21 protein-coding genes are annotated in these 19836 nt (G+C 76.0%); 12 read left to right on the top strand and 9 right to left on the bottom strand.

The window, feature by feature from the left end; translation table 11 throughout:
* Positions 1 to 4 precede the first annotated feature (4 nt).
* The gene (locus LY71_RS05050) at positions 5 to 496 is read right to left on the bottom strand and encodes a ribose-5-phosphate isomerase (RefSeq protein WP_106275830.1); all 492 of its coding nucleotides are present in this window, start codon (positions 494 to 496) and stop codon (positions 5 to 7) included.
* A gap of 26 nt (positions 497 to 522) precedes the next feature.
* Here LY71_RS05050 and LY71_RS05045 point away from each other — a divergent pair, with 26 nt between their 5' ends.
* Positions 523 to 1191 carry a DUF429 domain-containing protein gene (locus LY71_RS05045; RefSeq protein ID WP_106275829.1) on the top strand — a complete coding sequence of 223 codons (669 nt, stop codon included), beginning with the start codon at positions 523 to 525 and terminating at the stop codon, positions 1189 to 1191.
* Positions 1192 to 1249: 58 nt separating this feature from the next.
* Here LY71_RS05045 and LY71_RS05040 read toward each other — a convergent pair whose 3' ends face one another.
* Positions 1250 to 2005 carry an SDR family oxidoreductase gene (locus LY71_RS05040; RefSeq protein WP_106275828.1) on the bottom strand — a complete coding sequence of 252 codons (756 nt, stop codon included), beginning with the start codon at positions 2003 to 2005 and terminating at the stop codon, positions 1250 to 1252.
* A 70-nt stretch (positions 2006 to 2075) separates the two neighbouring features.
* A complete protein-coding gene (locus LY71_RS05035; RefSeq protein WP_106275827.1) occupies positions 2076 to 2738 on the bottom strand; it encodes a mycothiol-dependent nitroreductase Rv2466c family protein in 663 nt (220 codons plus the stop codon).
* Positions 2739 to 2870: 132 nt separating this feature from the next.
* Here LY71_RS05035 and pepN point away from each other — a divergent pair, with 132 nt between their 5' ends.
* Positions 2871 to 5423: an aminopeptidase N gene (gene pepN, locus LY71_RS05030; RefSeq protein ID WP_106275921.1), complete on the top strand. Its 2553-nt coding sequence runs from the start codon at positions 2871 to 2873 to the stop codon at positions 5421 to 5423.
* 79 nt (positions 5424 to 5502) lie between these two features.
* Here pepN and LY71_RS05025 read toward each other — a convergent pair whose 3' ends face one another.
* From LY71_RS05025 to LY71_RS05015, 3 genes are read right to left on the bottom strand one after another with little or no spacing between them, the layout of a single operon-like run.
* On the bottom strand, positions 5503 to 5955 hold the full coding sequence (locus LY71_RS05025) for a DUF5130 family protein (protein ID WP_091112479.1): 453 nt from the start codon (positions 5953 to 5955) through the stop codon (positions 5503 to 5505).
* Between the two features lie 51 nt (positions 5956 to 6006).
* Positions 6007 to 6378: an aa3-type cytochrome oxidase subunit CtaJ gene (gene ctaJ / locus LY71_RS05020; protein WP_106275826.1), complete on the bottom strand. Its 372-nt coding sequence runs from the start codon at positions 6376 to 6378 to the stop codon at positions 6007 to 6009.
* A gap of 30 nt (positions 6379 to 6408) precedes the next feature.
* A complete protein-coding gene (locus LY71_RS05015; RefSeq protein WP_245887669.1) occupies positions 6409 to 6777 on the bottom strand; it encodes an amidase family protein in 369 nt (122 codons plus the stop codon).
* A 45-nt stretch (positions 6778 to 6822) separates the two neighbouring features.
* Between LY71_RS05015 and kynU the strand changes: the two genes are divergently transcribed.
* Positions 6823 to 8076 carry a kynureninase gene (gene kynU, locus LY71_RS05010; protein ID WP_106275825.1) on the top strand — a complete coding sequence of 418 codons (1254 nt, stop codon included), beginning with the start codon at positions 6823 to 6825 and terminating at the stop codon, positions 8074 to 8076.
* Between the two features lie 79 nt (positions 8077 to 8155).
* On the opposite strand, the gene LY71_RS05005 is transcribed toward kynU, so the two are convergent.
* Both LY71_RS05005 and LY71_RS05000 read right to left on the bottom strand, forming a co-directional pair.
* The gene (locus tag LY71_RS05005; protein ID WP_106275824.1) at positions 8156 to 9016 is read right to left on the bottom strand and encodes an SCO6745 family protein; all 861 of its coding nucleotides are present in this window, start codon (positions 9014 to 9016) and stop codon (positions 8156 to 8158) included.
* A gap of 133 nt (positions 9017 to 9149) precedes the next feature.
* On the bottom strand, positions 9150 to 9755 hold the full coding sequence (locus LY71_RS05000) for an HNH endonuclease (RefSeq protein WP_245887668.1): 606 nt from the start codon (positions 9753 to 9755) through the stop codon (positions 9150 to 9152).
* Between the two features lie 142 nt (positions 9756 to 9897).
* On the opposite strand from LY71_RS05000, the gene LY71_RS04995 reads away from it, so the two are divergent.
* The 5 genes from LY71_RS04995 to LY71_RS04975 all read left to right on the top strand — a co-directional run bounded on the left by LY71_RS04995 (position 9898) and on the right by LY71_RS04975 (position 16376).
* The gene (locus LY71_RS04995; protein ID WP_106275919.1) at positions 9898 to 12003 is read left to right on the top strand and encodes a prolyl oligopeptidase family serine peptidase; all 2106 of its coding nucleotides are present in this window, start codon (positions 9898 to 9900) and stop codon (positions 12001 to 12003) included.
* Positions 12004 to 12038: 35 nt separating this feature from the next.
* Complete coding sequence (locus LY71_RS04990; protein ID WP_245887667.1) at positions 12039 to 13034, top strand: mechanosensitive ion channel family protein; 996 nt, start codon at positions 12039 to 12041, stop codon at positions 13032 to 13034.
* A complete protein-coding gene (locus tag LY71_RS04985) occupies positions 13031 to 14311 on the top strand; it encodes an MFS transporter (RefSeq protein ID WP_146146058.1) in 1281 nt (426 codons plus the stop codon). The genes LY71_RS04990 and LY71_RS04985 overlap by 4 nt, the downstream gene beginning before the upstream one ends.
* Complete coding sequence (locus LY71_RS04980; RefSeq protein ID WP_106275822.1) at positions 14308 to 14706, top strand: globin; 399 nt, start codon at positions 14308 to 14310, stop codon at positions 14704 to 14706. Before LY71_RS04985 ends, LY71_RS04980 begins: the two co-directional genes overlap by 4 nt.
* 140 nt (positions 14707 to 14846) lie before the next feature.
* Positions 14847 to 16376, top strand: a complete 1530-nt coding sequence (locus tag LY71_RS04975) for an ATP-binding cassette domain-containing protein (protein ID WP_106275821.1) — start codon at positions 14847 to 14849, stop codon at positions 16374 to 16376.
* A gap of 67 nt (positions 16377 to 16443) precedes the next feature.
* Here the strand turns inward: LY71_RS04975 and LY71_RS04970 are convergent, their stop codons facing one another.
* The gene (locus LY71_RS04970) at positions 16444 to 16812 is read right to left on the bottom strand and encodes a hypothetical protein (protein WP_106275820.1); all 369 of its coding nucleotides are present in this window, start codon (positions 16810 to 16812) and stop codon (positions 16444 to 16446) included.
* A gap of 543 nt (positions 16813 to 17355) precedes the next feature.
* Here LY71_RS04970 and LY71_RS04965 point away from each other — a divergent pair.
* Genes LY71_RS04965 through LY71_RS04950 form a run of 4 tightly spaced genes read left to right on the top strand, consistent with a single transcriptional unit; the run spans position 17356 to position 19833 of the window.
* Positions 17356 to 17919 (top strand): biotin transporter BioY, encoded by a 564-nt coding sequence (locus tag LY71_RS04965; protein ID WP_106275819.1) that lies wholly within the window; start codon positions 17356 to 17358, stop codon positions 17917 to 17919.
* On the top strand, positions 17916 to 18656 hold the full coding sequence (locus LY71_RS04960; RefSeq protein ID WP_211297142.1) for an energy-coupling factor ABC transporter ATP-binding protein: 741 nt from the start codon (positions 17916 to 17918) through the stop codon (positions 18654 to 18656). The genes LY71_RS04965 and LY71_RS04960 overlap by 4 nt, the downstream gene beginning before the upstream one ends.
* Positions 18653 to 19303 (top strand): energy-coupling factor transporter transmembrane component T family protein, encoded by a 651-nt coding sequence (locus LY71_RS04955; protein ID WP_106275818.1) that lies wholly within the window; start codon positions 18653 to 18655, stop codon positions 19301 to 19303. Before LY71_RS04960 ends, LY71_RS04955 begins: the two co-directional genes overlap by 4 nt.
* Positions 19300 to 19833 carry an MOSC domain-containing protein gene (locus LY71_RS04950; protein WP_170121221.1) on the top strand — a complete coding sequence of 178 codons (534 nt, stop codon included), beginning with the start codon at positions 19300 to 19302 and terminating at the stop codon, positions 19831 to 19833. The genes LY71_RS04955 and LY71_RS04950 overlap by 4 nt, the downstream gene beginning before the upstream one ends.
* Positions 19834 to 19836: the final 3 nt, after the last annotated feature.

The following is a 19836-nucleotide window of genomic DNA, read 5'->3' as shown; positions in this document are numbered from 1 at the left end:
TGCCTCACACGACGTCGTCCCGGGTGGGCAGGCCGCCGGCGGGGCGGTGCCGGTTCTGCTCGTAGTCGTGGATGAGGCCGATCCGTCGCACGTGCCGCTCCTCGCCGCTCCAGGGCGAGGCGAGGAAGTGCAGCACCAGCGCGGTGGCCTCCTCGACCGAGTGCTGCCGGGCACCGATCGCGCACACGTTGGCGTCGTTGTGCGCCCGCGCCAGTTCCGCGGTGTCGCGGTTCCACACCAGCGCCGCGCGCACCCCGGGCACCTTGTTGGCCGCGATCTGCTCACCGTTGCCCGACCCGCCGATGACGACGCCGAGGCTGCCGGGCTCGACGACGACCCGCTCGCCGACCTCGAAGCAGAACGGCGGGTAGTCGTCCTGCGGGTCGTAGTCGAACGCGCCGCAGTCGACCGGCTCGTGCCCGGCCTCGGTCAGCGCCTGCTTGAGGTGCTCCTTGAACTCCAGGCCGGCGTGGTCGGTCCCGACGAAGACGCGCATGGCGGCGAGTCTGACAGGCTGCGACGGTGGCGGTGCTGGGGGTCGACGGCTGGCGCGGCCGGTGGGTCGGGGCCCTCCTGGAGGGGCGCTCGGTCCGGCTGCTCGACCTCGACGACGTCCCCGCCGTGCTCGCCGTCCCGGACGTCGAGGTGGTCGGCATCGACATGCCGATCGGCCTGTCGGACGACGGCGCGCGGGCCTGTGACCAGCGCGCCAAGGCCCTCCTGGGGAGGGCGGGCAGCTCGGTCTTCGCCGCACCCGTCCGGGCGGTGCTCGCGACCGACGACTACGCCGAGGCGCGCCGGCTCTCGGTCGCGGCCACCGGCGGGGTGTCGCTGTCGGCGCAGGCGTTCCGGCTGGTCCGGTCGATCCGCGCGCTCGACGACGCGCTGGGCGACCCGCCGCTGGAGCGCGTCGTCGAGGTCCACCCCGAGCTGGCGTTCCGCCGTGGCCTCGGCGGGGTCACCGACCCGAAGGTCACCGCCCGCGGGCTGGCGCAGCGCCTGGCTGCGCTGCGCCCGGTCATGGACGTCGACGCCGCGCTGCCGGCCGCGCCGCCCCGGGTGCCGGCCGTCGACGCGCTCGACGCCTGCGCGGCGGCCTGGTCGGCGCGACGGATCGCCGACGGCGTCGCGGAGTGCGTGGGCGACGGGTCCCGCGACGCCCGTGACCGCCCGATGCGGATCTGGTGGTAGCGGCCTCCCTGCCGGGGTCCCGCCGCGAGCTCGCGAGGAGCGGGGGCAGGGAGGTCCGTCACGTGAGCCGGCGGAGCACCGGCAGGGGCAGCACGCGCAGCAGCGCCGAGACCGGGCGCCAGGGCCACTCGGGCACGTAGGCGCGCACCGGCTCGCGCTCGATGGCGGCGACCAGCGCGTCGACGCCGGTGTCGAGGTCGACGGTGAACGGGCCGCGGCGGCCGGCGTTGATGTCGGTCTCGATGTAGCCGGGCAGGACCGTGGTGACCCGGGTGCCGGTGCCGAGCAGGTCGGCGCGGATGCCCTCGGCGAGCGCGTTCAGCGCGGCCTTGCTGGCGCCGTACGCCGTCCGGGAGCCCTGCATCCCACGGACGGAGGCCACCGAGCTGATGACGACGAGGTGGCCCGAGCCCTGCGCGCGGAACAGCTCCACGGCGGCCTCGCACTGCGCGTGGGTGCCGAGCACGTTGGTGGCCAGGACGGCGCGGTTCACCGCCGCGGCGCCGGTGCCCACCGGCCTCCCGTTGCCGATGCCGGCGTTGGCGACGAAGCGGTCGACGCCGCCCAGCTCGGCGGCCAGCGCGGGCACGCCGTCGGCGACCGCCGCGGGGTCGTCGACGTCCATCGCGGCGGTGACCACCCGGATCCCGGGGTGGGCGGCGAGCAGCTCGTCGCGCAGCTCGTCGAGCAGGTGGGTGCGCCGGGCGACGAGGGCGAGGTCGCGGCCCCGCGCGGCGAACCGGCGGGCCATCCCGGCGCCCAGGCCCGAGCTCGCGCCGGTGATCAGGATGCGCTGGCGGGTGGGGTGCGGCACCCGCTGAGGATGCCAGCCGTGCACGTCCGCGGAGTCGCGCGGTGCGACTCCGCGGACGTGCACGGGGACGTCACCGGCGGGTGAGCTCCAGGGCGTCGGCGGGCACCGAGTCCATGTCCGGCCCGGAGGTGCGGGTCCGCTTGAGCTCCCAGAAGTCGGGGAGGTTGGCCAGCAGGACGGCGCCGTCGAAGGCCTTGCCGGCCTCCTCGCCGGTGGGCACCTTGCTGATCACCGGGCCGAAGAACGCGACGCCGTCGATGTGCATGACCGGCGTGCCGACGTCGTCACCGACGGGGTCCATGCCGGCGTGGTGGCTCTTCTCCAGCGCCTCGTCGTACTCGGTCGACGTCGCCGCCTCGGCCAGCTCGGCGGGCAGGCCGACGCGCTCCAGCGCCGGCGCGACGAGCTCGTCGAGCTCCTTGCCCTCGTGGTGGCGCAGCGTCCCCATGGCGGTGTAGAGGTCGCCGAGGACCTCGTCGCCGTGCTTCTCCGCGGCGGCGATCGCGACCCGGACCGGACCCCACGCCTGCTCCATCATCTGCTGGTACTCGGGCGGCAGGTCGCGGCCGCGGTTGAGCACCGCCAGCGACATGACGTGCCAGTGCAGGTCGATGTCGCGCACCTTCGCGGCCTCGAGGACCCAGCGGCTGGTCAGCCAGGCCCACGGGCACAGCGGGTCGAACCAGAAGTCCACCCGGGCCGCCGTGGGGGCGCTCTGCACTGCCTCGGTCATCGCTCACTCTCGCTCTCGTCGTCGTCCGGGGCAGGCTGCGCCCGGACCGCTGCTGGCTGCCAAGTGCCCCGGCCGGGCGGTTGTTCCCCGCGCCCGCCGGGCGTGTCGGCCGTCCGTGGGAAGCTGCCGGGCGTGGCCGTACCCAACCTGACCCGCGACGACGCCGCCGCCCGCGCCCGGCTGCTGGACGTCGACAGCTACGACCTGCACCTCGACCTCACCGACGGCTCCGGCCACCCGGGCCGGGAGACCTTCGGCTCGACGACGACGGTGCGCTTCACCTGCCGAGAGCCGGGCGCGAGCTCCTTCATCGACCTGGTCGCCGAGCGGGTGCACTCGGCCACGCTCAACGGGAGCGCGCTCGACGTCGCCGGCTACACCGAGGAGGGCGGCCTGCCGCTGCCCGACCTCGCGTCCGAGAACGTGCTCGAGGTGGTCGCCGACTGCCGGTACTCCAACTCCGGCGAGGGCCTGCACCGCTTCGAGGACCCCGAGGACGGGCAGGTCTACCTCTACTCGCACTTCGAGCCGGCCGAGGCCAAGCGCATGTTCGCCTGCTTCGACCAGCCCGACCTCAAGGGCAGCTACACCGTCCACGTCGTCGCGCCGTTCGACTGGCAGGTCGTCTCCAACACCGGCGGGCGCACCATCGAGGCCGGGCCGGGCGGCTCGCAGCTGGTGCACTTCGAGCCCACCAAGCGGCTCTCGACCTATCTGGTCGCGCTCGTCGCCGGGCCCTACGCCCGGGTCACCGACGCCTACGAGGACATCCCGCTGGGGCTGTACTGCCGCGCCTCGCTGGCCCGTCACCTCGACCCCGAGGAGCTCTTCCGGGTCACCAAGCAGGGCTTCGAGTTCTACCACCGGGTCTTCGACTACCCGTACCCGTTCGACAAGTACGACCAGCTGTTCGTGCCGGAGTTCAACGCCGGCGCGATGGAGAACGCCGGCGCGGTCACCGTGCTGGAGGACTACGTCTTCCGCTCGCGCACCAGCCGCGCGCGCTACGAGCGCCGGGCCGAGACGGTGCTGCACGAGCTGGCGCACATGTGGTTCGGCGACCTGGTGACCATGCGCTGGTGGGACGACCTGTGGCTCAACGAGTCCTTCGCCACCTACATCTCCACCCTGTGCCAGGCCGAGGCCACCGACTACACGACCGCCTGGACGACCTTCGCCAACGCCGAGAAGGCGTGGGCCTACGCGCAGGACCAGCTGCCCTCCACCCACCCGATCGCCGCCGACATGGTCGACGTCGCCGCGGTCGAGGTGAACTTCGACGGCATCACCTACGCCAAGGGCGCCTCGGTGCTCAAGCAGCTGGTGGCCTACGTGGGCCGCGAGGAGTTCCTGGCCGGCATCCGGCAGTACTTCCGCGACCACGAGTACGGCAACACCACGCTGGCCGACCTGCTCGACCCGCTGTCGGAGGCCACCGGCCGCGACCTGTCCGAGTGGTCGGCGCAGTGGCTGCAGACCAGCCAGGTGAACACGCTGCGCCCGGTGTACGAGCTCACCGACGACGGCCGCTACGCCTCCTTCGCCATCGAGCAGACCGCCGTCCCCGAGCACCCGGTGCTGCGCCGGCACCGCCTCGCCGTCGGTCTCTACGACCGCGGGCCCGACGGGCTGACCCGCAGCACCCGGGTGGAGCTGGACGTCGACGGCGCGCGCACCGAGGTCGCCGAGCTGGTGGGCCACCCGGCGGCCGACCTGGTGCTGGTCAACGACGACGACCTCACCTACGCCAAGCTGCGCCTCGACGAGCGGTCGCTGGCCACGCTGCGCGAGGCGATCGGCACCATCCCCGACTCCCTGCCGCGGGCGCTGTGCTGGGCGGCGGCGTGGGACATGACCCGCGACGCCGAGCTGCCCGCCCGCGAGTGGGTGCAGCTGGTGCTGGCCGGCATCGACGCCGAGACCGAGATCAGCGTGGTGCAGTCGCTGCTGGCGCGGGTGCAGTCGGCGCTGACCTCCTACGCCGACCCGGCCTGGGCCGACGGGTCCGGCTGGGCCGCGCTGGCCGACAAGGCGCTGCAGGCGCTCGGGGCGGCCGCGCCGGAGAGCGACGAGCAGCTGCAGTGGTCGCGGACGCTGGCCGCGGCGGCCCGCACCGAGGAGCACGCCGCGGTGCTGCGGGGCCTGCTCGACGGCTCGCGCACCTACGAGGGGCTGGCCGTCGACGCCGACGCGCGGTGGGCCTTCCTCAACGGCCTGGTCGCGATCGGCGCGGCCGGCGACGCCGAGATCGACGCCGAGGCCGAGCGGGACGCCACCGCCACCGGGGTCCGCCGGGCGGCGACCGCGCGGGCGCTGCGGCCGACCGCGGAGGCCAAGGAGGAGACGTGGCAGCGCGCCTTCCACGACGCCGAGGTGCCCAACGCCGTCCACGAGGCGCTGGTCGCCGGCTTCTGGCACCCGGCGCAGCGCGAGCTCACCGCGGGCTACGTCGACCGGTACTTCGCCGAGATCGGCCCCATGTGGGAGCGGCGTCCGGGCGAGATCGCCAAGAACGCCGTCCAGTACCTGTTCCCGCCGGTGGTCGAGGAGCGGACGCTGAAGGCGGCCGACGCCTGGCTCGAGGGCGAGGAGCACCCCGCGCCGCTGCGCCGGCTGGTGTCCGAGGGCCGGGACGGCATCGCCCGCGCCCTGCGCGCCCGCCGGCGGGACGCCGCGGCGAGCTGAGGCCCGACAGCGACGGAGCCCGGCCGGACGTCGTGTCCGGCCGGGCTCCGTGGCGTCGTGGGGCGGTGCGCCCCGTCGCTCAGTGGTCCCGGGCGAGGCGGGGGTGGCCGGCCTGGTCGGAGAGCTGTCGCAGGCCGTTGACGACACCGCCCACGAGGTCGCCGGAGGCGAAGGAGTTCGTCATCGACAGCACGGCCAGCGCGCACGCGCGGTCGGGCAGCCGGCGGGCGGCCGACGGGCCGGTGACCACCTCGATCACCCGCTGCCCGGGCGAGACGGCGAGCAGCACGGAGTTGGCCGGGTCGCCGCCGCGGGCGTGCAGCTCCTCGGCGCGCAGCCGGGTCTGCTTGCCCAGGTCACCGATGTAGAGCGTGAAGCGCAGGCCGGTCTCGCGCGAGGACATGGTGAGCGCCTCGTCGAGCCGGGCCAGCTCCCGGTAGCTGAAGACGGTGTCGTAGCCCTCGTCGGCACGGTTGGGCGCGGTGTCCACCGTCCCCGTGTCGTGGGGTTCGGCGTGCAGGACGCGGGTCATCGCCGGCCTCCGGGGACGGTTCCGAGGTGGGTGGGGGTCGGGCGGGTCATGTCACCAGGTCCCGCGGGCGCCGCCGAGCGGTCCGACGCTCGCGGGGGTGGGGGCGCCGGCCGTGATCGCGGTGGCGCCGTGGCTCCCGTGGCCGCCGTGCCCGGGGCCGGCGCCGTCACCGGAGCCGATGGCCGCCGTCTCGCCGTACAGCGAGGACCCGACCGCCTGGGTGTCCCCCTCGCCGGCGGCGTGGGTCGGCGCGTTCTCCGGCTGCGGCTCGTACCAGACCGGCTCGTGGTCCCACGACTGCCCCGGCCTGTACTGGACGCCCTGCCGCTTGCGCCCGCCGGGCAGGTAGGTCAGCGCCCACAGCAGGAGGTAGACGGCCAGCGGCGCGGCGAGGAAGACGAGCAGTGTCTCGACGACGGTCACCCCGACAACCTACCCAACCGGGGTCCCTCCCTATCGGTACGCGTGCCACTGCGGCGGGTGGCGTCGCGCCCAGGGCCGGGCCTCCTCCAGCTGGGCCGAGAGCGAGACGAGCGTGGCCTCGTCCGCCGGGCGCCCGACCAGCATGGTGCCGATCGGCAGGCCGTCGTCGGTCCACCACAGCGGCAGGCTCACGGTCGGCTGCCCGGTCACGTTGTAGACGGCGGTGAACGCGGCGTAGCGCTTCTGCCGCTCGAAGTCCGCGGCGCCGTCGCCGTCGGCGTCGAACCAGCCCAGCGGCCGCGGCGTCATCGTCGTCACCGGCGCGAGCAGGACGTCGAAGCCCGCGGTGGCCTCCAGGAACCGGCGGGCGAACAGCCGCAGCGCGGTGAGCGCCTCCATCGCCGCCCGGGCCGCGACGGTAGCGGCGCCCGGTAGACAGGTCCCGTGGACCTCACGCGCTCCGCCGCCGCGGCGCTCGACGCCGCCGACCCGCTGGCCGGCTTCCGCGACCGCTTCGCCGGCGTCGACGACGGGCTGCTCTACCTCGACGGCAACTCGCTCGGCCGCATGCCGCGGGAGACCCCGGCGGCGCTGGCGCGGGTGGCCGAGCAGGAGTGGGGCCGCGGACTCATCGGCTCGTGGGAGACGTGGATCGACGTCGGCACCCGGGTCGGCGACGTCATCGGCACCGGCGTGCTGGGCGCGCGGCCGGGCGAGGTGCTGCTGTCGGACTCCACCACCGTCGACCTCTACAAGCTGCTGGTGGCCGCCGCGGACGCCCGGCCGGGCCGCGACGTGCTGGTCTGCTGCGCCGACGACTTCCCCACCGACCGCTACGTCGTCGCCGGGGTGGCCGCGGCGCGGGGGATGGCGGTGCGGGAGGTGCCGGCCGACGTCGACGAGGGCCTCGACCCCGCGGTGCTGGCCGCCGCGCTGGACGAGCGGGTCGCCGTCGTCGTCCTGTCGGCGGTGGCCTACCGCTCGGGCGCGCTGGCCGACGTCGCGGCGGTGACGGCGGCCGCCCGGGCCGCCGGGGCGCTGGTGGTCTGGGACCTCTCGCACGCCGTCGGCGCGGTGGAGGTCGACCTGGCCGCGAGCGGCGCCGACCTCGCCGTCGGCTGCACGTACAAGTACCTCAACGGCGGGCCGGGCGCGCCGGCCTTCCTCTACGTGCGGCGGGAGCTGCAGGAGCAGCTGCGCCAGCCGATCTGGGGCTGGTTCGGCCAGCGGGACCAGTTCGCGATGGGCCCGGCCTACGACCCGGCGCCGGGCATCGACCGGTTCGCCGTGGGGACGCCGCCGGTGCTGGCCGCGGCCGCGGTGGAGGTCGGCGCGCGGCTGGTGGCCGAGGCCGGGATCGGGCGGCTGGCGGCCAAGGGACGGGCGATGACCGGGCTGCTGGTGGCGCTCGCCGACGAGCACCTGGTGCCGCACGGGGTGGCCCTGGCCAGCCCGCGGGACGGCGCGCGGCGGGGTGCGCACGTCACGCTGGCCCACCCGCACGCCTGGCAGCTGACCCGGGCGCTCATCGACCGCGGCGTCGTCCCCGACTTCCGCACGCCCGACCGGGTGCGGCTGGGCCCGGCGCCGCTCTACACGCGGTTCGTCGACGTGTGGGACGCCGTCGACCGGTTCCGCGCGCTGCTCGAGGACGGCGGGTGGCGCGCCTACCCCGAGGAGCGCACCCGCGTCACCTGAGAGAGGACCCTCGTGCCCCCCACCGCTCGCGAGCTCGCGGCGGGCCCCTGCACGAGGGCCGCGCCGGCACGTCGCCGGCTCACTCGGGGTCGGGGGCGCCGATCGGGTTGCGATCGGGGAACAGCCCCGCGGTGACGACGGCGCGGCGCAGCGGCACCAGCAGCTCGGCCAGCCGGTCGCACCCGGGGTCGCCGATCGCCCGCCACGGCCGCAGCGCCAGGCGGTCGGTGTCGGCCTCGATCGCGGTGACCATCGCCAGGCCCTCGGCGCTGAGCTCCGCGCCGTCGAGCCAGCCGCGGGCGGTGAGCTCGTCGGCGGCCGCCGTCCACTCCTCGTCGTCCCAGCCCCGGGCCCGCTGCAGCCACTCGCGGTCGGTGCGGCCGGCCGCCGCGGCCAGCACGTGCGCCCCGGCCCCGGACACCTCCCGCTCCAGCAGCGCGGCGTTGTGCCCGTCGCCGCGGTGCTCCCGCAGCGTGGTGAGCGCCTGCCACAGCGCCAGGTGCGGCTCGTCGGAGTGCTCGAGCCCGGCGTTGGCCGCCGCCAGCGGCCGCCCGGGCAGGTCCACCGCCGCGGCCGCGGCGCCGGCCAGCCGCGCGGCCTCGGCGGCCTCGGGCGACGCGGCCCAGTCCCCCAGCACCCGGTGGACGGCGCCGTCCACCCCGGCCAGCCGGGCCTCCAGAGCCGCGGCCGGGGTGGTCGCGGACCACACGCCGGGCACCCGGCGCGCGACGAAGGACGGCGCGAAGTTGTAGAAGGTCGCCGTCACGACCTCCGCGCCGACCGGCCCGAGCGGCGCTGCCCGCTGCGCGAAGTAGACCGACCAGAAGCCGCCCAGCCCGGCGGCCTCCCCCGCGGTCCGCGCCTCGTCGGCGAAGTAGGTGAGCGCGTGGAAGGGCTCCCCCAGCGCCCAGAGCCGCCGAGCAGTCCCCGGAGAAGTCATGGGCACTCCTGTGGTCGGCGCCGCTGCAGGGGCCCGTCGCGAGCCCCGATCGGCCTCCCTGCAGGGGCCCGGCGCGAGCCTGCGGGCGGCGGGCGGCAGGGAGGTCCTTCCCGGGGGGCAGCAGGGTCCTTCCTCATGCGGAGACGCTCTCGGGCATGCTGAGCCACTCGCGCCAGCGCGGGTCGACGGTGCGGGCGCCGAGCAGCCGCCAGGCCGCACCGCTCGGGGTGCGCGGCGGGTGCGGCAGCTTCCAGCCGAGCTCGGCCAGCGACCGGTCGGCCTTGGTGTGGTTGCACCGGCGGCAGGCGGCCACCACGTTGTCCCAGGTGTGCGTGCCCCCGCGGCTGCGCGGCACGACGTGGTCGATGCTGGTGGCCGACCCGCCGCAGTAGACGCAGGTCTGCCCGTCGCGGGTGAACACCGCGCGGCGCGACAGCGGCACCTGCGCCGGGTAGGGCACCCGCACGTACCGGGTCAGCCGGACGACGACGGGCACGGCCAGGCTCACCCGCTCGGCGTGCACGACCTCGGCGGCGGCGTCCACCGGCACCGCCTTGTCGGCCAGGACCAGCACGATGGCGCGGCGGCTGGAGACCACGCACAACGGCTCGTAGGTGGCGTTGAGCAGCAGCGTCGCCGACGTCGTGCCGGACGAGGGCACGGGCAGCCGGGGGCGGGGGACGGGGTCGCGGCGCGGACCTGGCTGGCCCACGACCGACCCGGGCGCTGTACGCGGCACGGATCACCTCCGGACGCCCCGGACCGCCGTACCGGGGCGGCCCGCGGGCCTCCCCATCCTGCCCTGGCCAGGGCCCCCGGCGCGCGCGGGGACCGGCGGTCACCTCCCGGGACGCCGCCGGACGGCGGTTACGGTGGACCGGGTGCGCCATCCCCACGCCGAGCGGCTCGACCTCGTCGAGGACCTGCACGGCCACCGCGTCGCCGACCCCTACCGCTGGCTCGAGGACCCCGCCGACCCCCGCACCCGCGCGTGGACGGCGGCCCAGGACGCGCTGGCCGCCGACGTCCTCGGCGCGCTGCCGGCGCGGGCCGACTTCGCCGCCCGCCTCGAGCGGCTCGTGCACGCCGGCGCGGTCGGCGTCCCGGTGCACCGCGGCGGCCGGGCCTTCTCCACCCGCCGCGACCCCGGCCAGGAGCACGCGGTGCTGCGGGTCCGCGAGCCCGACGGCTCCGTGCGGGTGCTTGTCGACCCGATGGCCGTGGACCCCTCTGGGACGACGACGCTCGACGCCTGGTCGCCGTCCTGGGAGGGCGACCGGCTGGCCTACCAGCTGTCCACCGGCGGCGACGAGGAGTCGCGGCTGTACGTGCTCGACGTCGCCACCGGCGAGCGGCTCGACGGGCCGGTCGACCGCTGCCGCTACTCCCCCGTCGCCTGGCTGCCCGGAGGCGAGGAGCTGTTCTACGTCCGCCGCCTGGCGCCCGACCAGGTGCCCGCGGGCGAGGAGCAGTTCCACCGGCGGGTGTGGCGCCACCGCGTGGGCGCCGACCCCGCCGGCGACGTCCTCGTGCACGGCGATGAGCTCGACCCGACCAACTACTACGGCGTCCGGGTCAGCGCCGACGGCCGCTGGCTGGTCGTCTCCGCCTCGGCCGGCACCGCCCCGCGCGACGACGTGTGGCTCGCCGACCTGGACGGGGACGGCGCCCTGCGCGAGCTGCAGGTCGGCGTCGACGCGCAGACCGCCGCCTGGGTGGCCCGCGACGGCCGGCTGTGGCTGATGAGCGACCGCGGCACCCCGCGCTGGCGGCTGGCCGTCGCCGACCCCGCCGATCCCGCGACCTGGGCACCCGAGCGCTGGGCCGACGTCGTCCCGGAGTCCGGCGACGGCGTGCTGTCCGACGTCGCGCTGGTCGACGGCGCCGGCGGGTCGCTGCAGGTGCTCGCCGTCCACTCCGTCGACGCCACCGACCGGCTCTCGGTGTGGGCCGGCGACGGCTCCGGACGGCTGGCCGAGGTGACCGGGCTCCCGCCGGGCAGCGTCTCCGGCGTCAGCGCCCCGCCGGAGGGCGGCCCGACGGCGTGGGTCGGCTACACCGACCACGCCACCCCGCCCTCGGTGCTGCGCTGGGAGGCCGCCGAGCCGACGGCGCTGGTGGAGGACGAGCGCGCACCGGTGGCCGGCGAGGTGCCGGACGTGACCGTCGTCGAGACGCACGCCACCTCGCGCGACGGGACGCCGGTGCACCTGTTCGTGCTCTCGGCCACCGGCGCCCCGGACACCCCGCGCCCGACCGTCCTCTACGGCTACGGCGGCTTCAACGTCTCCCTCACCCCGGCCTACTCGGCGCAGGCGCTGGCCTGGGTCGCCGCGGGCGGCGTCTGGGCGGTGGCCAACCTGCGCGGCGGCTCCGAGCACGGCGAGGAGTGGCACCGCGCGGGCATGCGCGAGCGCAAGCAGAACGTCTTCGACGACTTCGCCGCGGCCGGTGAGCACCTGATCGCCCAGGGGTGGACGACGTCCGCGCAGCTGGCGGTCATGGGCGGCTCGAACGGCGGACTGCTGGTGGGCGCCACGCTGACCCAGCGGCCCGACCTCGTCGCGGGCGTGGTCTGCAGCGCGCCGCTGCTGGACATGGTCCGCTACGAGCGCTTCGGCCTGGGCCGCACGTGGAACGACGAGTACGGCACCGCCGACGACCCGGTCGAGCTCGGCTGGCTGCTCGGCTACTCGCCCTACCACGCGGTCCGCGAGGGCACCGCCTACCCGGCGACGCTGTTCACCACCTTCGAGTCCGACACCCGCGTCGACCCGCTGCACGCCCGCAAGCTCGCCGCCGCGCTGCAGGCGGCCACCTCCGCCGAGGCGCCGGTGGTGCTGCGCCGGGAGACGTCGGTGGGCCACGGAACCCGGGCGGTCAGCCGCACGGTGGGCCTGGCCGCCGACCAGCTGGCCTTCCTCGCCGCCGCCACGGGTGTGACCGACTGGGGTGCGGCGGGTCCCGGCAGGAGCGCGTCCCTCTGACACGATGGTGAGTGATGAGTGCTCTACCGTCTGTGATGGCCGCCGACAGCGTGCTCGCCGAGAGCGTCCCTGACTGCGTCGAGGACACGACGACGCTGTGCGCCAAGGTGTACGAGCTGTCCGGCCTGGACTGGCTGGCCAACAACGCCGAGGCGCTGATCGAGAAGCCGGCGAAGATCCTGCTGGTCCTGCTGCTCGCCGTCGGCGTCCGCCACCTCGTGCACCGCGCGATCCGCCGGCTCACCGACCGGACCGCCACCGGCGCGATGCCGACGATCCTGCGGCCGCTGCGCACCCGCTCGGCCGGCGCGGTCGACCCGCTGGAGCAGCTCACCGCCCGGCGCACGCAGCGGGCCGAGGCGATCGGCTCGGTGCTGCGCAGCTTCGCCTCGTTCGTGATCATGGGGATCGCGGTCGTGGTCGCGCTCGGCGAGCTGGGCATCAACCTCGCGCCGATCGTGGCCAGCGCCGGCGTGGTCGGCGTGGCCCTGGGCTTCGGCGCGCAGAACCTCATCAAGGACTTCATCGCCGGGATCGGGATCATCCTCGAGGACCAGTACGGCGTCGGGGACGTCGTCGACCTCGGCGAGGCCAGCGGCACCGTCGAGGCGGTGGGCCTGCGGATCACCCGGCTGCGCGACGTCAACGGCGTCGTCTGGTACGCCCGCAACGGCGAGGTCCTCCGGGTGGGCAACAAGAGCCAGGGCTACGCCCAGGTGGTCATCGACATGCCCGTCGCCCACGACACCGACCTCGAGCGCTGCCGCCGGGCGATGCAGGAGGTCGCCGACGCGATGTACGGCGAGGAGGAGTGGGCGGCGGTGCTGCTGGCCGAGCCGGAGTCCCTGGGCGTCGAGCAGATCACCGCGGAGGGCGTGTTCATGCGCCTGCAGGTGCGCTCGACCAACGCCGACCAGTGGCGGGTCGCCCGCGAGCTGCGCATGCGCCTCAAGGAGCGCTTCCTCGCCGAGGGCATCCGGACGCCCCCGCCGCTGATCGGCGCCGCGAGCACCGCGGCCGGCGCCCGGTGAGCGAGCCCGACCCACGGCCAGCCACCTTCCGGGAGGTCTTCGCCGTCCGCGAGTTCCGGCCGCTGTTCGGCACCTACACGCTGTCGACGATCGGTGACGAGCTCGCCCGCGTCGCGCTGACCGTCCTGGTCTACCAGCGCACCGAGTCGCCGCTGCTGGCCGCACTGACGTTCGCGATGAGCTTCCTGCCGTGGGCGGTCGGCGGCCCGCTGCTGTCCACCGTCGCCGACCGGTTCCCGCGGCACCGGGTGCTCATCGCCAGCGACGTCGCCCGCGCGGTGCTGGTCGCCGGGATGGCGGTCCCCGGGACCCCGCTGCCGGTGCTGCTGGTCCTGCTGCTGCTGGTCTCGCTGCTCGCCCCGCCGTTCGAGTCGGCGCGGTCGGCGCTCATGGCCGACGTCCTCGAGGGCGAGCGCTACGCGGTGGCGACGTCGCTGACCAACGTGAGCCTGCAGGTGGCGCAGGTGGTCGGCTTCGTCGTCGCCGGCGGGCTGGTCACCGTCCTCAGCCCGTCGGTGGTGCTGCTGCTCGACGCGGCCACCTTCGTCGTCTCGGCCGTCTGGCTCACCGCCACGCTGGAGCGCCGGCCGACACCGGCCGGGGAGGCGGCGGAACCGGCGTCGGTGTGGCAGGACACCGCCGAGGGCCTGCGCCTCATCGGCCGCAACCCGCGGCTGCTGGCGATCATCGGGCTGCTGTGGACCGGCACCATGTTCGCCAACGCCGCCGAGGGCATCGCCGTCCCGCTCACCGACTCCCTCGGCGAGGGGGCCGCCCAGCTCGGCGTGCTGCTGGCGGCCAACCCGCTCGGCGTCACGATCGGCGGGCTGGTCGTCGCCCGCGTGCTGGGGACGGCGCGCAGCGAGCGGCTCATGCCGGTGCTGGTGGCGGCGTCGCTGGCGCCGCTGCTGCTGGCCGGCCTGGTCGCCGTCGCCGCCGGCCCGGGGCGGGGCGCCTACGCGCTCGTCGTCGCGCTGCTGTTCGTCGCCGGGCTGGGCGCCTCGTGGTCCATCCCGCTCAACGTCGCCTTCGTCCAGGCGGTGCCCTCGGCCTACCGCGGGCGGGCCTTCGGGGTCGCCGTCAGCGGCCTGTACGGCGTCCAGGGCCTGGGCGCGCTGAGCGCGGGCCTGGCCGCCGAGCGGGTGCCGCCGGGCGCCGTGGTCGCGCTGGCCGGCGGTCTCGGCCTGCTCGCCGTCGTCCCGCCGCTGCTGGGCTTCGCCCGGACCCGGCCCGCCGTGGCAGGGGACGGCCCGGCTGGGGGACCATCGGTGTCATGAGCCAGGCGAGCCGGTCCCTGCCCTCGGCACGGACCTTCTACGAGGAGGTCGGCGGTGAGCCGACCTTCCGGCGGCTGGTCGCCCGGTTCTACGCCGGCGTCCGGTCCGACCCGGTGCTCGCCCCGCTGTACCCCCAGGACGACTGGGAAGGCGCCGAGACCCGGCTGCGCCGGTTCCTCGAGCAGTACTGGGGCGGGCCCACGACCTACCAGCAGGAGCGCGGGCACCCGCGGCTGCGCATGCGGCACGCGCCGTTCGCCATCGGCCCGGTCGAGCGCGATGCGTGGCTGCGGCACATGCGCGACGCCGTCGACTCCCTCGAGTTGACCGAGGAGCAGGACGCCACGCTGTGGGGGTACATGGAGATGGCCGCCCGCAGCATGCAGAACCGCTAGGCCCGGGCCGGCCTGATCACGGAGCCGGCCCGGCGGCCCGCGGGTAGCATCCGTGCCGTGACAGAGCGTCGCGGGGGACGCTGACACACGGGTCGGCCGACGCCTGTTCGGAGACCCTGTCGGGGGAGGTCCGCTCGTCGATGACGTTGCTGCAGGTCGAGGGCCTGACGAAGTCGTTCGGCGCCCGCCGCGTCCTGAGGGACGTCTCCTTCAGCATCGCCGAGGGTGAGATCGTCGGTCTCGTCGGCACCAACGGCGCCGGCAAGTCGACCCTGGGCGACGTCGTGGCCGGCATCACCCCGGCCGACTCCGGGCGCATGACGCTGCTCGGCCACCCCTACGCGCCGCTGTCGGCCGCCGACGCCCGCCACGTCGGCGTCGGGGTCGTCGAGCAGCTGGTCCGGATCGACCCGTCGCTCACCGTCGCCCAGGCCGTCTTCCGCGGCACCGCGCAGGCCGGCCGCCCGCAGGAGGAGCTGCGGCGGCAGGCCCAGGTGCTGCTGGCCGAGGTCACCCTCGACGTCGACCCCGACACCCTCGTCGGCGAGCTGCCGCACTTCGTGCACGGGCTGATCGAGACCGCGCGCGTGCTGGCCGAGGACACCCGGCTGGTCGTCCTCGACGAGGTGTCGGCGGCGCTGCTGCCCTCGGAGGTCACCGGCCTGCACGCCGTCGCCGGCCGGCTGAGTAGGCAGGGTCGCGGCGTGCTCTACATCAGCCACCGGCTGCCCGAGATGCTCGAGGTGGTCGACCGGGTGCTGGTGCTGCGCGACGGGCGGATCGCCCTGGACAGCCCGAGCGCGGAGCTCGACCCGGTCCGGCTGGCCGCCGAGACGGTGGGTGAGCCGGTGTCGGTGCCAGTGCGCCGGGAGACGGCGGCCGCGGCTCTGAAGGACAGCGCGGTGCCCGAGGAGGTGGCGGCGCCCGCGCCGGCCCGCCCGGCGCCGTCGGACGAGGTGGCCCTGCGGGTGCGCAACCTGCGCGTGCCCGGCCGCGTCGAGGGCGTGGACCTGCTGCTGCGCCGCGGCGAGGTGGTCGGGCTGACCGGGCACCGCTCCTCCGGCGTCCGCGAGATCGCCGACGCGCTGTCCGGGGAGCTGCCGGCGATCACCGACGAGATCGAGCTGCACGGCGAGCCCTCGCCCGACACCGGGACGCTGCGACTGCCGGCCTACCGCCCCGACGACGACGCCTACGGGGTCGACCCCGGCGAGACGATCGCCCGCACCCTCACCCAGGAGGCGTGGGGCTCGCTCACCGACCTGCGCAAGGAGATCGCGACGCTGCGCGAGGTCATCCGGACCGTGCACCAGATGGACGTCAAGACGCTGAGCATCCGCACCGTCTTCGGGGCGCTGTCCGGCGGCGACCAGCACAAGCTGGCGCTGGCCCGCTGGATGTCCTCCGCGCGCGACGTCGTCGTGCTGCACGAGCCCACCCGCGGGCTCGACGTCCGGGCCCGCCGCCAGGTGCGCCGGCTGCTGGACGACGCCACCGCGCACGGCACCTCGGTCGTCGTGGTGTCGGTGGACCCCGACGAGCTGGCCGAGTGCTGCGACCGCGTCGGCATCGTGGCCGGCGGCCGCGTCGCCCGGTGGATCGACACCGGCGAGCTCGCCCTCGACTCGGTGCGGGAGCGCATCGTCGAGGCCGCCACCGCCGCCGCTTAGCCGTCCGCGGCTGGTCCGCCCGGCCGGCACCCGCCCCGGTCCGGTCCGGGGCGGGTGCCGAGGGCCGTCAGACGGCCACGGTGGCCGCGACCGCGCGCAGCTTGTGCCGCGCCAGCGCCAGGTTGGCGGTCACGCGGTTGAGCACGAGGTAGATGAACAGGCCGGCGTTGCCCTGCCCCTTGAGCACGTTGATCAGGTGGTACTGGCTCTGCAGGGTGATGAGGATGTCCTCCACCTCGTCCTTGAGCTCGAGGTCGTTGATCGTGCGCAGCTTGGCGCGCACGACGTTGGAGTTGCCGGCGGCGGCGACGTTGAGGTCGAAGCCGGGCGTACCGCCGGTCGCGAGGGCCATGCCGCTGTCGATGTCGACGATGGCGGCGCCGTTGGCGCCCTCGATGGCGAGCAGGTCGGCGATGACGTTGTCGAGCTGTGCCACGGATGGAGCTCCTGTCCTGTGGAGGGGGAAGCGCAGCGGGGTGCTGCTGACCGGGTCGCGGGGCGACCCGGCTCGACCGGACGGGCCGGACGTCTGTCGTCGGGCGGTGTGCACCGGCGGCGCCGCTGCCGTAGGGGCGCGCGTCGCACCGGCCGGGGCGCGACGCGCGGCTCCCTCGTCGTCGGCGGGGGGCGGGCGGGGCACCGCGGCCGGGGGTGTCCCGCCGTCGGGCCCCCGCGGCGGCCCCGGGGGGAGCTCGCGCGGCGCCTCGTGCGGTGCGGGGCGTCCCCGGGACCACAGGGACGCCCACCACCCGGTTGCCATGCCGTGTCCCGCCTTCGCCGAGGGGCTCGGGAACCCCAGACAACACGGACCGGACGGGCCCGGCAAACCGACCGGCGTGTCTGCAGGTGAGCGCGCCGCCACCGTCGGCGACCGCGTCCCGGCGACCCCGGGACGTGCCCGGCCGCCGCTGCCGCGCCGCCCTCGGGTACCTTCCGCCGAGTCCGCGCGGGCCCGCCCGCCGCCAGTGGAGGAGACACCGTGAAGACCCGGGACCTCGCCTACGTCGCCCTCTTCGCCGCGATCATCGCGGTGCTGGGGACCCTGCCGGCCATCCCCGTCGGCCCGGTGCCGATCACCGCCCAGACGCTCGGCGTGATGCTGGCCGGCGCCGTCCTGGGCGGCCGCCGCGGCTCCCTGGCGGTGCTGCTCTTCCTCGTCCTGGTGGCGGTCGGCCTGCCGCTGCTGGCCGGCGGCCGGGGCGGCCTGGGTCCCTTCGCCGGGCCGACGGCCGGCTACCTGCTCAGCTGGCCGGTCGCCGCGTTCGTCATCGGCCGGCTGACCGAGCGCACCTGGGACCGCTACAACGTCCTGGTCGGCACGCTGGTCAACGTCGTCGGCGGCATCGTCGTGATCTACGCCGTCGGCGTCCCCGTGCTCAAGGCCGTCGTGGGGCTGCCGTGGGGCGAGGCGTTCTGGACCGGCGCCGCGCTGTTCGTCCCGGGCGACCTGTTCAAGGCGTTCGTCGCCGCGGCCGTCGCCGACGTCGTCCGGCGCAGCTACCCGGTCATCGAGCGTCCCCGGCGGGCCGCCGGCACCCGGTGAGGTTCCGCCGTCCCGGCGCGGCGCCCGCCGCGGACGACGTCGCCGACCCCGCGCGCGGCATCGAGCTGCGCGGCGTCGGGCACCGCTACGGGCAGCGCGTGGTGCTCGACGGCGTCGACCTGACGCTGACCGAGGCACGGGTCGGCGTGGTCGGGGCCAACGGGTCGGGCAAGAGCACCCTCGCCCGGCTGCTCAACGGCCTGGTCGTGCCCACCGAGGGGCGGGTGCTCGTCGACGGGCTGGACACCCGCACCCAGGTGCGTGCCGTGCGGCGCCGGGTCGGCTTCGTGTTCCAGGACCCCGACGCGCAGATCGTGCACCCCACGGTGGCCGAGGACGTCGCCTACGGGCTGGAGAACCAGGGCGTGCCGCCCGACGAGCGCGCCGCCCGCGTCGCCGAGGTGCTGGCCCGCTACGGCCTGGCCGGGCACGCCGACCACCCGGCGCACCTGCTCTCCGGCGGCCAGAAGCAGCTGCTGGCCATCGCCGGCGTGCTGGTCATGCGCCCCGCCCGCGTCGTCTTCGACGAGCCGACCACGCTGCTGGACCTGGTCAACGCCCGCCGGGTGGCCGAGCTGATCGCCGGACTGGAGCAGCAGGTGGTCGTGGTGACCCACCAGCTCGACCTGCTCGACGGCTTCGACCGGGTGCTGGTGGTCGACGGCGGCCGGGTGGTCGAGGACGCCGCGCCCGGCCCGGCGGTGGCCGCCTACCGCGCCCTGATGGCGGTCCGGTGACCCTCGCGCTCTACGTCCCCGGGACCGGCGTCGTCCACCGGCTGCCGGCCGCGGCCAAGCTGCTCGCCCTCGCCGTCCTGGCGGTCGCGCTGTTCGCGCTGCCCTCGCTGGCGGCGGCCGGCGCGGCGCTCGCGGGGGTGGTGGCCGTCGGGCTGCTCCTCGCCCGGCTGCCGGTGGCCGTGCTGACCCGGCAGGCGCGGGCGGTGGTGTGGTGGCTGGTGGCGCTGCTGGCGGTGCACGCGCTGACCACCGACCTGCGCACCGGCGCGCACGTCGCGCTACGGCTGCTGACGCTGGTGCTGGCCGCGGCCGTGGTGACGGCGACGACCCGGGTGAGCGAGATGGTCCGGGTGGTCGAGGCGGTGTGCGCCCCGCTGCGGCTGGTCGGCGTGCGGCCGGCCCGGGTGGGACTGGCCGTCGCGATGGCGCTGCGGTTCATCCCGGTGCTCGTCGAGCGCGCCGACCGCATCCGCGCCGCCCAGGCCGCCCGCGGCGGGTCGCCACGCGGGGTCCGGGCCCTGCGGACGACGGTCGCGCCGCTGCTGGTGCAGGTGCTGCAGATGGCCCACGACGTCAGCGAGGCGCTCGACGCCCGCGGCGCCGACGACGACCCGTCCCCCCGCCGCCGCGCCCAGGAGGCCCCGTGACCGGCACGCTCACCGAGATCTGGCTGACCCCCACGGCGGCCGCGCCGATGCGGCGGGTGGCCTCCGCGCGGCTGCTGGCCGGCCGGGGGCTGGAGGGCGACCGCTACGCCCTGGGCGGGGGCACGTGGGCGCAGTACCCCGACCTGGAGAAGCAGCTGACGCTGATCGACGCCGCCGACGTCGCCGCGGTCGCCGCCGAGGCGGGCGTCCCCCTCACGCCGGGCGACACCCGCCGGAACCTGGTGACCACCGGCATCGACCTGCCCGCGCTGGTGGGCCGCTGGTTCGCCGTCGGCGACGCGCTGCTCTTCGGCGCGAAGCGCTGCCCGCCGTGCACCCACCTCGAGCGGCTGACCGGCGCGCGGCTGGTCAAGGCGATGGTGCACCGCGGCGGGGTGAACGCCGGCGTGTTCGTCGGCGCGGAGGTCGCCGAGGGCGCCGTCGTCCGGCCGGTGCCGGAGGAGGAGGCGGCCGGGCGCGGGGCGCCCACGGGCGCCGGCCGGCCGGTCCCCCGCCTGGTGCCCGGCTGACCG

The sequence above is a fragment of the Geodermatophilus tzadiensis genome (assembly GCF_003002915.1).
In the GTDB taxonomy this organism is placed as follows: domain Bacteria; phylum Actinomycetota; class Actinomycetes; order Mycobacteriales; family Geodermatophilaceae; genus Geodermatophilus; species Geodermatophilus tzadiensis.
The sequence above is the reverse complement of the archived record's forward strand: the minus strand, read 5'-3'. Positions and strand labels throughout refer to the sequence as shown.